Source organism: Peptostreptococcus equinus, from assembly GCF_027125355.1.
Lineage (GTDB): Bacteria > Bacillota > Clostridia > Peptostreptococcales > Peptostreptococcaceae > Peptostreptococcus > Peptostreptococcus equinus.
Map to the genome: position 1 here is coordinate 1293561 of NZ_CP114052.1, position 15089 is coordinate 1308649.

At 32.0% G+C, this 15089-nt stretch carries 13 protein-coding genes; 1 reads left to right on the plus strand and 12 read right to left on the minus strand.

All coding sequences use genetic code 11. From position 1 onward, the window contains the following. Window positions 1–24: 24 nt before the first annotated feature. The 9 genes from O0R46_RS06450 to O0R46_RS06490 form a co-directional block, all read right to left on the minus strand. Window positions 25–930, minus strand: coding sequence for a sulfite exporter TauE/SafE family protein (locus tag O0R46_RS06450; protein WP_269310909.1), 906 nt, complete (start codon window positions 928–930; stop codon window positions 25–27). Between the two features lie 97 nt (window positions 931–1027). Then, window positions 1028–2035 carry a proline racemase gene (locus O0R46_RS06455; RefSeq protein WP_269310910.1) on the minus strand — a complete coding sequence of 336 codons (1008 nt, stop codon included), beginning with the start codon at window positions 2033–2035 and terminating at the stop codon, window positions 1028–1030. Between the two features lie 133 nt (window positions 2036–2168). After that, window positions 2169–2636 (minus strand): glycine/sarcosine/betaine reductase component B subunit, encoded by a 468-nt coding sequence (locus tag O0R46_RS06460; protein ID WP_269310911.1) that lies wholly within the window; start codon window positions 2634–2636, stop codon window positions 2169–2171. Between the two features lie 13 nt (window positions 2637–2649). Beyond that, window positions 2650–3408, minus strand: coding sequence for a proline reductase cluster protein PrdD (gene prdD / locus O0R46_RS06465; protein WP_269310912.1), 759 nt, complete (start codon window positions 3406–3408; stop codon window positions 2650–2652). A gap of 115 nt (window positions 3409–3523) precedes the next feature. Further along, entirely contained in the window at window positions 3524–4255 is a 732-nt protein-coding gene (gene prdB, locus O0R46_RS06470; RefSeq protein ID WP_269310913.1) for a D-proline reductase (dithiol) protein PrdB, read from the minus strand. Between the two features lie 23 nt (window positions 4256–4278). Further along, window positions 4279–4644 carry a CBO2463/CBO2479 domain-containing protein gene (locus O0R46_RS06475; RefSeq protein ID WP_269310914.1) on the minus strand — a complete coding sequence of 122 codons (366 nt, stop codon included), beginning with the start codon at window positions 4642–4644 and terminating at the stop codon, window positions 4279–4281. Window positions 4645–4684: 40 nt separating this feature from the next. Beyond that, complete coding sequence (gene prdA / locus O0R46_RS06480) at window positions 4685–6619, minus strand: D-proline reductase (dithiol) proprotein PrdA (protein WP_269310915.1); 1935 nt, start codon at window positions 6617–6619, stop codon at window positions 4685–4687. 132 nt (window positions 6620–6751) lie between these two features. Further along, window positions 6752–7180 carry a sugar transporter gene (locus tag O0R46_RS06485; RefSeq protein WP_269310916.1) on the minus strand — a complete coding sequence of 143 codons (429 nt, stop codon included), beginning with the start codon at window positions 7178–7180 and terminating at the stop codon, window positions 6752–6754. Window positions 7181–7604: 424 nt separating this feature from the next. Further along, window positions 7605–9023, minus strand: coding sequence for a sigma 54-interacting transcriptional regulator (locus O0R46_RS06490; RefSeq protein WP_269310917.1), 1419 nt, complete (start codon window positions 9021–9023; stop codon window positions 7605–7607). Window positions 9024–9270: 247 nt separating this feature from the next. Between O0R46_RS06490 and prdC the strand changes: the two genes are divergently transcribed. Beyond that, window positions 9271–10584 carry a proline reductase-associated electron transfer protein PrdC gene (gene prdC / locus O0R46_RS06495; protein ID WP_269310918.1) on the plus strand — a complete coding sequence of 438 codons (1314 nt, stop codon included), beginning with the start codon at window positions 9271–9273 and terminating at the stop codon, window positions 10582–10584. Between the two features lie 91 nt (window positions 10585–10675). On the opposite strand, the gene selB is transcribed toward prdC, so the two are convergent. The 3 genes from selB to selD are packed head-to-tail and all read right to left on the minus strand — an operon-like array spanning window position 10676 to window position 15083. Beyond that, entirely contained in the window at window positions 10676–12571 is a 1896-nt protein-coding gene (gene selB / locus O0R46_RS06500; protein ID WP_269310919.1) for a selenocysteine-specific translation elongation factor, read from the minus strand. Next, a complete protein-coding gene (selA, locus tag O0R46_RS06505) occupies window positions 12572–14002 on the minus strand; it encodes an L-seryl-tRNA(Sec) selenium transferase (RefSeq protein ID WP_269310920.1) in 1431 nt (476 codons plus the stop codon). Window positions 14003–14030: 28 nt separating this feature from the next. Next, window positions 14031–15083, minus strand: coding sequence for a selenide, water dikinase SelD (selD, locus tag O0R46_RS06510; RefSeq protein ID WP_269310921.1), 1053 nt, complete (start codon window positions 15081–15083; stop codon window positions 14031–14033). Between the last annotated feature and the right edge of the window lie 6 nt (window positions 15084–15089).

Here is a 15089-nt window from a genome sequence, read left to right on the forward strand (position 1 = left end):
AATTTATCAATCTCATTTTTATAATTACATTGTACTTGATACTTGTTTTCTCTTTCTTCCTCTTAATCCAGCTGTAAACATAGTATAAGCAGTGTATAAAATAACCGCTACGATTACAAATTTAAGTTTTTCTACATCTGCTGATTTTACCAAGAATGCTGCTATAGCAACACCTATAATACCAAATATAGTTATCATAAGAGAAGCTATTCTGTTATAAGTACCTTCTTTAATAAATTTGATTGAACAAGTAGGCATTAATAAAGCACAAGATCCCATCATTATAGGGAATGCCGCCTTTACATCCATACCTAGTAAGAATATCATAGCCATACATGGAGCATAAAGACCAACACCTGCTGTCATAAGTGCACCAAGTATAAAGTTTACTACAATACCTATTATTAGCTTAACTCCAGTTAATGATGTAGCTGTTTTACCAGCCGCAAATAATCCAAAGTAAGGATGAGTTATAAGCATTATCATAGCTGCTGCAAACAAACAAATACCCATTACTAATTGTATTTTTGTTTCATCCATCTTTGATATTATACCAGCACCTATATAAGAACCTATAGCTGCTGCTACTACTAATGAAATTAATGTTATTGGATCTACTTTTACAGCAGTTGTAAATATAATAGCTTCAAACAACACTGGAAGAGCACAAGAAACATTTAATGTTCCTGGTATATCCTTATCTTCTATATCAACTTTTAAAAGTTTGAATAATGCCACTATAGGTCCAAATGATCCAATTCCTAAAGTATCGCAAAAATTAGTTAAAAATCCTATAAATCCTGTTTTACCTAAGTTTGAAGCTGATGTATTACCGATATTATTTTTATTTTTTACTATATCTATTCCCATAATGCCAGCAGTTCCAGCTGCTGCTAAATAAAATACTGCCATTAATATCTTTACAATCATTTTAAATCCTCCCAAACATAATGAATAAGATGATAAGTATCCTAACATACATATTCTGTTAGGATAACCTATCAAATTTCAAGACTTATTATAAGTCCTATTTTAAAATAAAACCGTGCTTAACTGGGTCAGTCTCATCTATAACGAAATGATTGAATCCAGTAATATACGCTGATCCTGAAATCTGAGGAATTATAGCGTCAAACTCTCCAACTTTAGCTTTTCCTACGATTTCACCTTCAAATATTGTTCCTAAGATTGATTCATAGTAGAATTTATCTCCTTCTTTGAATTCACCCTTAGCGTGTAAAGTAGCTAATTTAGCACTTGTTCCAGTTCCACATGGAGATCTATCAACCTGTCCCTGACCAAATACAACACAGTTCTTTAACGTAGCACCTGGAGTATCAGTTTCAGACCACCATTCAATTAGGTCAACTGTCTTAATATGAGCTAATTCTGGATGCTGAATTTCTATTTCATTGTTTATTATATCTCTTAACTGCATACCAACTGAATTTAATATAGCAGCATTTTCAGGTTTAATTTCTACACCAATCTGGTCAACCTTTACGATTGCAAAGAAACTACCACCGAAAGATATATCAAATTTGATTTTACCATATCCTGGTAATTCAACTTCCTGATCTTTTTTGTATAGGAATGAAGGTACATTCTTGAAAGAAACTTTTTTAGCTTTTCCTTCTTCAACCTGAACTTCTCCTCTGATTATACCAGCTGGAGCTTCCTGAACGACCTTAGTAATAGGTTCCTTAACTTCAACCATTCCTGTTTCAACAGCAACAGTCATTGCGCCTATTGTTCCGTGTCCACACATATTAAGGTATCCACCACCGTCCATGAAAATAATTCCAAAGTCAGCTTCTGGATTTGTAGGTTGCGTAATGATTGAACCAAACATATCATTATGTCCTCTTGGTTCTAACATTATTGCAGTTCTAAGATAATCAAGATTATCTTCTAACCACTGTTTTTTCTCAGGCATATTTGCACCGATGATATTTGGAATACCACCGACAACTATTCTTGTTGCTTCACCCGCTGTGTGAGAATCAACTGCATGAATACTTCTACTAAATTTCATAATACAACCTCCTTAAAGATATTATTATTTTTTTAACTAATATAGTTAAAATTTTTTATTTTAATATTTAGATGTTTTTAAAAATGCAAATATGTTAGCATTAAAAAACAATAAAATTATTCATAAATTACCATTATTTAACTTTACGCATCTTCATTTTCAAAAATACCAGAGCCTTTCTTGCATCTACTTCATTGACATTGTTCTCCCCAACGACTTCTGTCTCGATACCTTCCTTGCTCTTATTTATATCAATAATTGTGTCCATATACTTGTTTGTAACAACAAACTTAGCTTGTGTTCCGTTAAAAGTAACACCTACAGCTGGTATATTTCTTTTTCCAATTTCTTCAAATGTATTTGCGTAATCAACATGTGAATTACCCCATCCATCTGCACTTAGAATTACACCATCAGCTCTCATTGCTTCACACCATGCTGCAGCTCTCTGGCCTACTAAATTTTTATATTTATTATCGTCAGGCGTTCCAACAACGATTATTCCAGCAAAGTCAATATCAGTATCTTCACCGAGTATTTTTACTAATGGATCCCTAAACATATGTAATGAAGTCTCTTTTGTAGAAGGACCTATTCCCATAAATAAACACCTCCTAAACCATTGCTCTTAAGATTCCATCCCTATATTCATTAGGGGATAGTATCATAGGCATATTACACATATCAATAATTGAAGTTCCACCTTCATAACCACTTGGTTCTTCAGGGAAAAGCAAGTTATCATACATTGCACCTTGTCCAGCTATCTGTTTTACAAGTACTACTTTTTTCTTGCCTGGGCATATCTTATCTAAATATTCATATGAACCATAGGATTGTCTTCCATCAATAGTCTTTAATAGTTTTCTAACTTCTTGAATGAATTTATCACATGTGTCGAAACAAGCATTAGGTAAACTTCTATCAAAAGGTAAACCGCCTTTAACAGTAATATCCATGTGAATTATTATATCATTTACATCAGGTGTACCACATCTCCCAAGAACTAATTGTTCTTTTAGGTTACCTTCAGATGATCCAAATTCATGCATTTGACGTCCATCCTCATCTACTCCGGTTAACATAACATAAGTACCTGTAATAGTATGCGTAATTCCTTCACCCATACCACCTAAAACTTTTGCCGATATTGGTATTATATCCATAATAGTATTGATTTCCCTATCATAGTCACCAGGCTTTATTATTTCTAATTTTATATCAGTTATTAAATCGTTTGCATCTTTTAATTCTTGGATTTTATCTTTACAAATTTCAAGAACTTCACCTTTAATAGCAAATCTATCTTCAAATTTGACCTCACTAATGGCAAAAGGTTTAATTACAAGTTTTCTTAGTATCTTTTCTTCCATATAATTACCATCCCTTTTTTAAAAGTATAGCCACATCCTCAAATGAGGATGTGGATACTTATTTATAACAAACAAATTAACAAAGTGATTTATTTGAATATATATCTATCAAAAATTATATAGATGCATGATATTCAAATGGTAGTGGTACTATCTTTCCAGCAGATGGAATAGCAATTAACTGCTCTAAAGTAGCCTTTAATATTCCTGTCTGCATTTCCACATTATGTGGTTCTCCAGCGTTAGCACCCATAGGTACTAGTGGAGCAACTGCTCTTGGAGTACCATTTTGTCTAACTACTGGTGGAAGAGCTGCTATTATTATTGTTGGAATACCAGCTTCTTCTATTGCTCTCTGCACGATCACGGCAGTTCTATGACAAGTACCTCAGCCTGCTGTCATAACAACGCCATCTACACCTTCTTCTTTTAGTTTGGCAGCTATAGCAGGACCTGTTTCATTAGTGAAAACTTCCTGGTTTCCTCCACCACCCATAAAAGCATAGTGCATTGGTGCAACGCCCTTTATGAAACCTTCCTTAGCAAGTTCATGCAATCTTTCGATTGGGAACATGCAGTTTACGTCTCTGTTTACATCTGAGTTATCATATCCACCATGTGATACCATTAAATCAGCTGGAGTTGCTGTATCAGGTACTGCTCTATATCCTGTATCCCCTGCTAGATTAAATCTTTCATCTGATTTCATATGTACACCGGCAGCAGTTGCTAGTGCTATTACCATTTCATTCAATGGCTTTGTTACAGGAGCCCAAACTGGAGGTGGTGTGATTGGCACATAAATCTCAGATTGAAGTCCTTGTACTGTAGTTAACTTCTGACTCATTGTATTTCTCCCTTCAATTTATTTTAGAGCTCTGACTCGATATTTTTAATCTTTGCTTGTAAATCTTCAAGTATTTGAGATTTTTCTTTTATAAGCTTTTCAATTCTTGTCAAGTTCTCTTCTTTTTTTATAGCTTCAATTTTTTTCTGACCCTCTAATTTTCTTAGATATTCCTCGTTAGGTTCAGGACGTAATACCTCTGGGCTGCTTAGCATAAACCCGACTTCTTGTCCTACCTGTGGGTTATAGTCAGTTATAAGCATTCTATTTGGTATTTTAAATTGTCCAAGTCTACCTTTGAGGTCTATAGTTATAGCGCCACCCTCAACTTTTGTTATTACACCTTCGTAATATTTCTCAGATGACATATATCTTAAATCTTCTTGCATTTCTGACCTCTCATTCTACTTTTTTTAGACAAATATAAAATTAGTGTCTTTCTCCTTCTACTGGAGTATATGTATCTTCTACTATACCAGCTGCTATATCATCTTTTTCGTATAGTGCGCTTCTCTTTCTAGTCATATTTAATGATGTTTCATTCTTTTCTAGTGGAATCTCTATACCTAGAGCTTTTTCTATAGCATCAATGTTATTTAGTTTAACGTTATTGTTCCATTTTCTTTCTGGAGCCTTAACTTCAACACCTTCGATTGCGTTCTTTAACATAGCTATAATTCTGTATGCTTCTTCCGGAGCTAATGTATTATTTTCAAGTATTTCATTTTCAATACCTTGTCTAGACTTATTATTATCAACCATATGAGTCATGTACTGGTTACCTACAACTAGAGCACCCTGTACTGCACAATAAGATACACCAACTACTGGAATACCTCTCATACCTATCTGTTCTATATGTGAAGCAAAATCTATATGATTGTTACCAAATCCTTCTGTAGTTACTACTGCACCATCAACTTCCATAGATTCTACTAGCATACCTAATCTCTTAGATACATAGAATTTTTCTGAATTTGCCTGTGGTGAACCAACAAATACAACACCTACTAAGTCGAACTCTTCATCTTCCATAGCCATAGTTACTAATGGTTCTCTCCAATAATGTCTTGACATTTCTTTTGAAGCTGGTCCTATACAAGTAAGTGCATGTATACCACCATCTAATACTTCAAGTGGAGATAATACTACTGGAACATTTCCTAAGTCAACATTTGGTCTTGCACCAAGAGTTCCGACTGGCTCTACTGGTAATATTAGGTTGTCATGCATTGCACCCTGACCCATTATTTCCTTAACAACAACAATTTTCTTCTTTCCACTTCTTCTATATTGAGTAATTTCTTCTGTATCTACTATTAAAGAATCATCCTCAACAGCCTTTAAAGCTTCTCTTATTTCCTGAGTTACATAGTCAAATGCTTTATGAGCAGCTAGCGGTCCTGGTCTTTCCATATTAGTACCTTCTTTAATTGTAACCTGACCTTTGATGAATATTTCACCAAAATCTGCAGCACCTGGTCTACCCCACATCATTGTAGTATCCATAGCTCCTTCAGATGAACCAAATTCACCTATTTGAACACCGTTTGCATCAGTACCTGTAAGTACCATTACTACACCATCAAGAACTCTAGTAACACCTTCACCTAAGTCACCTGATTCTTTTGTAGCTACAGGTTGTAAATCTAATACAGCTTCTGAATATTCATTGTATCTATCTGGTGTTATTATATCAAGCTTTAGATCATATACAAGTTCTTCAGTGTCAACTGCTTCTTTACATATATCTTCTGGAGTTCTTATAGTAAGAGTTGTTCCATCAATAGATGTCTTTTCTCCAAATACAACTTTATCTATTTTGTAGTGTTTCTTAACTAATGTTCTAAGAATCTTAGTCTCTTCTTTAACTTCTGCCTGAGCAACTTCTCCAACTGGAGCAACCTGACTAGCAACAGCCTGTCCACCTACATTTGCGCCACCTAAAGCACCAACTGGTATTTCAAGATTTATATCTTTACCTTCACCTATATGGATTTTAAATACACCAGAAGCATTTACTGGCGCAAAAGGTTGAGCCTGAGCTGGAGCAACTTCTTGAGCTACTTCTTCATTTTCTTCAGCAACCTCTTCCTCTTCTTCACTTCCTGAATTATAATCTTTTACATTGTCTGTAGTCATTGGTGATAATGCATCAAGAGTTTCAGTTAATGTAGCTCCTAATACCTGACCAATTGTTAGTACATTTTCTGGAATTTCCAATAATCCTGAATCAACTAGATCTGGGAATATAGCTGGATCTTCTAGATTAGCAGCCTCTACTACTGTTCCTGCTTCAAATCTGCAACAGCAGACAGCTGGATCATTAGCATGTGCCTTTGCTGTTTCGTTAGTTATTGACATAGCAAAAAACCTCCTTAAAATATTTTTATTATATATATTGCAAATATCTATTCAATGAATAGCTATTTGTAATCAAATTTTGTTAAGCCCTGTGGGCTATTTTGAGGGATCCTGCATTAAATGTAATATTACCTAAATAACTGGAAATTCAAGTTTAATATCTTTTCCTTCAGCTATATAAATCTTTATTACTCCCGAAGCCAAATTTGATTGACTTGTATTTACTGCATTTGATGAATCCACATTTGTTTTTTCTTCTATAGCATCATCACTTTCTTCCTCAATATCAGCCTCTTTAGATGAATCATCCTTAAAATCCTCTACATTGTCTGGAGTCATCGGTGATAATGCATCCAGAGTTTGAGTTAATTTTGCTCCTAAAACTTGACCTATAGTTAAAACATTATCTGGAATTTCTAACAATCCCGAATCTACAAGATCTGGAAAAATTGCCGGATCTTCTAAATTTGCTGCTTCTACTACTGTTCCTGCTTCAAATCTACAACAACATACTGCTGGATCATTAGCATGTGACTGTGCTGTTTCATTTGTAATTGACATAAATTAACCTCCTCTTTTTATATCAGAAAAACTTCTTTATGATATTTTTAAAACAATGATGTTAAATAAATTAATACCTACTACATAAAATACTAGCATTATAATAGCAATTACTATGCCAAAATCGTTTTTCTTTATAATTTATTTGTATTTTTTTTATCAACTAATTTTATTAAAATATTATAACAATTTTGTGTATATATAATAATAGCTAAAATCTATAGTTCATATTTAAAAGATATATTGGTGTCTAATTTTAGTCACATATATTTGTTTTTTATTTATACTTTTATTTGTTTGATACTTAACTAGCTATTATTAGAGATTCTTTTTAATTTTAAACACACATAATCCTTATGTCTATTTTTAGTCATATAGACTAAAAATAGACATTTGCTTTAATTTTCTTTTTATTTCGAATTGTTTATCCTTCTATATCAAGTTGTTCAATCTTATAATATAAAGTAGTCCTAGGAATATTTAATATTTTCGCAGCTTTAGTTTTATTGTTATTCGACATTTTTAAAGCTTCTGTTATTTTCTTTTTTTCCAACATTTCAACAGCCTCATTCAAATCCATGGGGTAAATATTAGGTTCATTTGGCATATCAACAGAATCTACTATATATTCAGGGATATCATCAACCTCTAAAATTTCTTTAGTAGAAAGTACCACCATATTCTCTATAGTATTTTTTAATTCTCTGATATTTCCTTTCCATTTATATCTACAGAGTATTTTAAAAGCATCTTTATTTATTTTTAAGTATGATTTATTATTTTCTGCACTCTGCTCATTTAAGAAATGATATATTAATATACCTACATCATCGCTTCTTTCTCTTAATGGCGGTAAATTTATTTCTACAACATTTAATCTATAAAACAAATCATCTCTAAATTTGCCTTCTTCAACAAGTTCTTTTAAATTTTTATTAGAAGCTGATATTACTCTTACATTGACCTTAATAATATCACTTCCACCAACTCTCATAAATTCTCTTTCTTGAAGCACCCTCAATAATTTTGCCTGCATATTATGTGGTAATTCTCCTATTTCATCAAGAAAAATGGTTCCACCATCTGCTAATTCAAATATTCCAGCTTTTCCTGTCCTGGTTGCACCTGTAAAAGCTCCGGGCTCATAACCAAAAAATTCACTTTCAAATAATTCCTGAGGAATTGCACTACAGTTTACTGGTATAAAGGTACCTTGTCTTTGGCTATAATCATGTATTGCTCTAGCAAAGACTTCTTTGCCTGTACCACTTTCACCATGTATCATTATGGAGCTATTCGTAGTAGCAACTTGTTTAGCCATACTTTTAGCTTTTTCTAACAGATATGAATTTCCTAATATATTATCAAAATAACTTCCTGATAAATTTCTTACTTCATTTTCCAAATACTTAATTTTTTCTTGGGTTGCTTCCAGTTCTTTTGATATTTTACTAGCATCTATTATGTCTACTTCAGTACAAACTACACCTAAAAATGTTTTACCTTGATAAACGGGATATGCTTGAACTACTCCATATTGATTTTTATTCTCTTGAAAGTCTTTATTATAATATATATCACTTATGCTAACTTTAGTATTTAATACTCTCTCTGATATTGTATCAACTAAAAAATCGCTCATTTTTTTTCCTAAAATTTCTGAAGCTGATATTTTATATCTATCTTCCATAAATTTATTCCAAATGATTAATCTTCCTTCTGTATCAATAGCAGATAACCCTTGATTCATAGTTTGTATAATAATTTTTTGCGTTTGATACATACGAACTAAGTCATCATATTTCATCCTTTTTGTACTACTATCGATTTGCATATTCAACATTAATTCACCTGCCTTTTCTTATTAATAGATTATACCACATTTTGTTTTTTATATTCCAAACTAAGCTATAAATAAAAGGAAAATATTTTCTTATTTTATAAATTAATAAAATAACTTTTATAATTTTAACTTGTCAAGTCAAAACTATATGATATAATACACATATAAAATAAAAAAACTTACCTGCTTATAAAATACTACTTAAAATACTAAATACTACTATATAATTTTTTAGGGAGGTTTAAATATGTCTAATACTGTACATTTGCTTTTAAAGCAAAATATAGGAGCTAAAAATACTCCAATAGTTAAGGTTGGAGATGAAGTAAAAAGAGGTCAATTAATCGGTGACTATGAAGGCCTTGGTGCTTATCTTCATTCAAGTGTAGACGGAAAAGTAATAGAAATTAACGATGACGAAATAGTAATAGAAGCTAATGATGTTCAGAGTGAAGATTATGTTAAGATTCAGCAAGGTTCAACTATACAAGAAACTGTTAAAAATGCAGGTATAGTAGGCCTTGGAGGTGCTGGTTTCCCAACACATATCAAGCTTGGAACTGATTTAGGAGGAACTGGTTATATTTTATGTAATGCCGCTGAATGCGAGCCTATCTTAAGTCATAATATGAACCAGGTTTTAGCAAATCCAAAAAAATTGATAAGAGGTATGCAAATATGTATGGAAGCATGTAATGCAGCACATGGTGTATTTGCACTAAAAGAAATACATCCAAAGGAAATTCAAGCCTTGGAAAAAACAATAGACGATCCAAGAATAACTGTAAAAGCTATGCCTGATCTTTATCCAATGGGTGAAGAAAGAGCTGTAGTTAGAGAATGTCTTGGTGTAGTTCTAGATACAGATAAACTGCCTTCAGAAGTTAATGCAGTAGTAATAAATTCTGAAACTCTAGGTGCGATTGTAGATGCTGTAGATGATTTAAAACCATTAATAGACAAACAGATAACAGTTGCTGGATACTTAAATACAGCTAATTCACTTGAAATATTCAACAATGTACCAATAGGAACAAAGGTTGGAGATTTAATTGAAAGAGCTGGAGGAATTTATAAGTATGGGGAATACGGCGAGATTATAATGGGAGGACCTTTTACTGGTCTTAGCACTACATATGATTCTCCAATCAAAAAAGCAACTGGTGGTATATTAGTTACTAAGCCTTACGAAAAAGATACTAGAAAAATGGGTCTTTTAGTTTGTGCTTGTGGTGGTAATGAAGCTAGACTTAGAGAAATTGCTGGCTATATGAATTCAGAGGTAGTTGGTGTGGAAAGATGTAAGCAAGCTGTAGAAGGAAAAGGTGGCGTCCTTAAATGTGAAAATCCTGGACATTGTCCTGGACAAGCAGAAAAAATGCTGAAACTTAAGAAAGCAGGGGCTGAAACTGTTTTAATTTCAAATTGTACTGACTGTACAAATACAGTTATGGGTGTAGCACCAAAAATGAAGATGCCAGTTTATCATCAGACAGATACTATACTAGAAACTATGGGTATAGAAAAAGTTAGATACCTAAAAGATGGACAGAAAAAATAAACATAAAAAATACGAGTGGACTTTTATTTAAGTCCACTCTTTTTATTTCAGCATTTTCATTCATTATTTATTCTAACTTATATTATTAGCCTTACTTAGTATATAATACTCTATAATTTTCTACTCTCTTGGTAAAATTATCCTTGTCAAATTTTTCAAGTATTAGCATACTAATTTTTCTACTTGATCCTACTTCATCTCTAAAATCCGCTATTGTCATTTTTTTATTTTTATTTATTATATTCTCTACAATGGACTTTGCTTGATCGTACAATTTTTTAGAAAAAAGAAATTTACCATCAAGTAATATCAATTCATTACCTATCATAGAGTCAACTATTGATTTATAATCTTTTCCTTTTTCTTCAAAATATTCCAAATCTAAAATATCTGAATATCCTAGTTTTTCTATTTCTTTTATAATTGAACTCTTAATTTTCAAATCCTTATCACTTAGTATTACATCAAAATCTTTTTTTGAAACTGTATTTGTTGAAGTTTTTATGTGCCCCATATATTCTAATAGTTGATATAAAGCATCTAATTCTTTAAGCTTTAATGATGAATCTAACTTATGACCAGCTTCTTTTTTGGGCATACCTATCTTAAGTTTATTTTCTTCATGATATTCTGTAAGTATTTTTAATAACTTTTCTTGTAAAAATTCTAAGTATGATTCATGAATATACTTATTTGAGAAATTATAAATTTTATTATCTTTAATTAAATTTTCTAGCATAGAAAGTATGCTTTCTTTTGACTGCCCTGTATATGACATCATATTTTCTATACTTGGATAAATAGATGATGAATTCTTTAGATAAATTTCTAAAACCCTCTTTGGATCACCTAATTCTTTAATTTTCAACTCCTCAATTACTTTTGGGGTATTTTTATTAATACCATGTTTTTTGTCAGATATATCTATAATAATACCACCTCCAACTGTGATCATAGGCGAATATGTTCTAAGTACAAAAGCATCTAACTTTTTACATATTATAGGTTCTTCTAATCTTAATTGAACAAATCCCTCTTGCCCTTTAGTCATCACTTCATTTTCTAGTGGCACTGCTCTGCATAGTATCTCCCTAGTTCCATGATAAATTTTCAGTCTATCCCAATTTTCAAGCTTTATATCATCATGGTTTAAGAGTCTAATTTTTGTATCTATCATCATTGATTCAAGCATCGAGTCTGTCGCAGCTAAAATATCTCCTCTTTGAATTTGTGAAGATTTCAAATTAGATATATTTATTGCTGTTCTTTGTCCTGCATAAGCAAAATCTACATTATGACTATGTACTTGTATATTTCTTATTTGAGCAATTTTTTTTGATGGATAAATTTCTAACGTATCTGTATTTTTAATTTTTCCTTCCAGTATTGTACCTGTAACTACAGTCCCAAATCCTTTTACGGAAAATACTCTGTCTATATTCATCCTAAAAGGTAGGTTTGAATCTTTTTCTTCAACTTTTTCACATAAGATATCTAGTTTATTTATTAATTCATCAATACCTCTTCTTGAAATAGAATCTACTTTAATAATATCAGCATCATCCATAAAACTTCCTCTTAGGCTTTCTCTAATATCCTCTTCAGCTAATTCTAATAATTCTTCATCAACCATATCACACTTTGTCATAACTATTAAACCATTTTTTATATTTAAGTATGATAGTATATCTAAATGCTCTACTGTCTGTGGCATTACACCTTCATCTGCAGCAACTACAAGTAATACAATATCTAGACCTGCTGCTCCAGCCAACATATTTTTTATAAATTTCTCATGTCCTGGAACATCCACTATTCCAACTGATTTTCCACTTGGTAAATCAAAATAAGTAAATCCTAGATTTATTGATATTCCCCTTTTCTTTTCTTCGTCTAGTGTATCTGTTTCCCTACCTGTAAGAGCTTTTATAAGGGTCGTTTTTCCATGGTCAATATGTCCAGCTGTTCCAACTACTATATGTTTCACTTACTTACCTCCAAAGGTTTTTTTTAATTCTATTGCTATATCTCTAAATTCTTCTTCAAATATTGTTCTAACATCTAAAATATATTTATCTTCATAAACTCTAGCAATTATATGTTTATCAGATAGACGTAACGCTTTTTCTATTTGGCTTACACTTATATTATTTGAGGATATAGTCACAGCATAGGAATCTAATTCTTCTGTAGGCATTGAACCACCGCCAACTTGACCTTTACACTCCTCAATTTCAATATTTATATTATCTGCAACTTCTGTATAATTATTAATTTCTCTTTGTAAACCCTTTGCCTTTTTAAATAGCTCTTCTTTTGTATATGTAAGCATTTTTAGCGTAGGTATTTTCTCCATAGCTTCATCTTCATTTAGATATAACCTAAGTGTTGCTTCTAGTGTAGCTATTGTCATTTTATCAACTCTAAGTGCTCTTGTAAGTTGATTTTTTTTCATTTTTTCAATATATTTCTTCTTACCAACTATTATACCTGCCTGTGGTCCACCTAGCATTTTATCACCACTAAAACTTACGACATCAACACCCTTATTGATTGAATCATATATTGTTGGTTCATATGTCATACCATATTTTGATAAATTTACAAATACACCACTGCCTAAATCTTCTATTACAGGAATATCATATTTGTCTCCTAATATTCTCATCTCTTCTAAAGAAACAGCTTCAGAAAATCCCATAATTCTATAATTACTTGTATGTACCTTCATAAGTACCTTTGTATTATCTGTAATTGCATCTTCGTAATCATTATAATGAGTCTTATTTGTAGCCCCTACTTCTACTAGTTCAGCACCACTAAGTTGCATAATGCTAGGTATTCTAAATGCTCCACCCACTTCCACTAATTCACCTCTAGAAACTATTGCTTGTCCACCTTTTGCAAGTGTACTAAGAACCAATAAAACAGCTGCCGCATTATTATTTACTACTAATACATCCTCTGCCCCTGTTAATCTTTTAATCATATCCTTAAGATGAGAATACCTTGATCCTCTCTTTCCTTCTTCAATATCATATTCTAGATTAGAATATCTGGATGCTGCCTGCCATAATTCACCTTTTATGCTTTCACTTATCAACGATCTCCCTAAATTTGTATGCACGACTATACCCGTAGCATTGATTACTTTTTTTAAGGAAAGATTATAATTATTATGAGCCAAATCTACACAATTATCAATTAGGCTATTATAATCTAATTTAAAAGAATCTATTTGATTATCTTTTAAATCAACTATTAAATTTCTAGTGCATTCAATTGTATTTCTAATTGCTTCTACAATTATAGATCTTGGTAATTTCTCACTCAATTCCATAATTTTCTTATCATTGAGTACCTCATCTACTGAAGGTAACATAGCAAATAATTTTCTTTTTGGATTTTCCTTTGACATAATATTCCCCCGAATTATTATATTTTTATTAATATATTTCTACACATTTTTCTTTTTTCTCAATTACTTCGCCAACTATTTCAGCACAAATTGCCCCATTATCTAGCATATCCTTTGCAAGCTCATCAGCATATTTTGCATCTACTGATATTAATAAACCACCTGATGTTTGTGGGTCATGTAATACGTCCATAATCGTCTGCTCAATATCATCATTCACTTTGATATCACCTTTTGCATAATACATATTTTTGTAGGCACCCTCAGGAACAATTCCCATAGCGGCAAAATCTTTTGCTTGGTCAAGCATTGGTATTTTTTTTGAATCAAGTCTAAGTGTAACATCAGATGCTTTCGCCATTTCTATTGAATGACCTATCATTCCAAATCCAGTAACATCCGTAGCTGAATTAATATCAAATTTCTTAAAACTTCTAGCAGCATACATATTTAGATGTGTCATTACATCAATTACATGTTTATATGCATTATCATCAACTAAGTCAACTTTCATGGCTGTATTCATTATTCCAGCTCCAATAGGCTTAGTAAGAATTAATTTATCTCCTATTTTTGCTCCAGAATTTGCCAGTACTTTATCTGGATGAACTATACCAGATACAGATAATCCATATTTGGGTTCTTGATCATCAACTGTATGACCTCCTACTAATAAACATCCACTTTCTTTTACCTTATCAAATCCACCTTTTAATATTTCTGTTAAAACATTCATATCGTGACATGATGGAAAACATACAATGTTCATAGCAACAGTGGGTTCGCCTCCCATAGCATATACATCTGATAAAGCGTTCGCTGCGGCAATTTGTCCAAATGTATATGGATCATCAACCATTGGTGTAAAGAAATCCAAGGTTTGTATAAGTGCAATTTCATCCGTCATCTTGTATATTGCCGCATCATCAGATGTATCAAGTCCAACAAGCAAATTTTTCAATTTATCATTATCATTTTTAGGCAGTTGTGAAAGTACTCCAGCCAGATCCTCTGGCCCTATTTTAGCTGCTCAGCCTCCAGCCTTTGTCATCTCTGTTAATTTTTTATATTCTTTCGCCATTTATTT

What these genes read in the sequence shown, in the direction of transcription:
- prdD (WP_269310912.1), bottom strand. Translation starts at nt 3,408, where the DNA reads ATGGAAGAAAAGATACTAAGAAAACTTGTAATTAAACCTTTTGCCATT.
- O0R46_RS06455 (WP_269310910.1), bottom strand. Translation starts at nt 2,035, where the DNA reads ATGAAATTTAGTAGAAGTATTCATGCAGTTGATTCTCACACAGCGGGT.
- selA (WP_269310920.1), bottom strand. Translation starts at nt 14,002, where the DNA reads ATGTCAAAGGAAAATCCAAAAAGAAAATTATTTGCTATGTTACCTTCA.
- O0R46_RS06460 (WP_269310911.1), bottom strand. Translation starts at nt 2,636, where the DNA reads ATGGGAATAGGTCCTTCTACAAAAGAGACTTCATTACATATGTTTAGG.
- O0R46_RS06490 (WP_269310917.1), bottom strand. Translation starts at nt 9,023, where the DNA reads ATGTTGAATATGCAAATCGATAGTAGTACAAAAAGGATGAAATATGAT.
- prdA (WP_269310915.1), bottom strand. Translation starts at nt 6,619, where the DNA reads ATGTCAATAACTAACGAAACAGCAAAGGCACATGCTAATGATCCAGCT.
- O0R46_RS06485 (WP_269310916.1), bottom strand. Translation starts at nt 7,180, where the DNA reads ATGTCAATTACAAATGAAACAGCACAGTCACATGCTAATGATCCAGCA.
- O0R46_RS06450 (WP_269310909.1), bottom strand. Translation starts at nt 930, where the DNA reads ATGATTGTAAAGATATTAATGGCAGTATTTTATTTAGCAGCAGCTGGA.
- O0R46_RS06475 (WP_269310914.1), bottom strand. Translation starts at nt 4,644, where the DNA reads ATGCAAGAAGATTTAAGATATATGTCATCTGAGAAATATTACGAAGGT.
- prdC (WP_269310918.1), top strand. Translation starts at nt 9,271, where the DNA reads ATGTCTAATACTGTACATTTGCTTTTAAAGCAAAATATAGGAGCTAAA.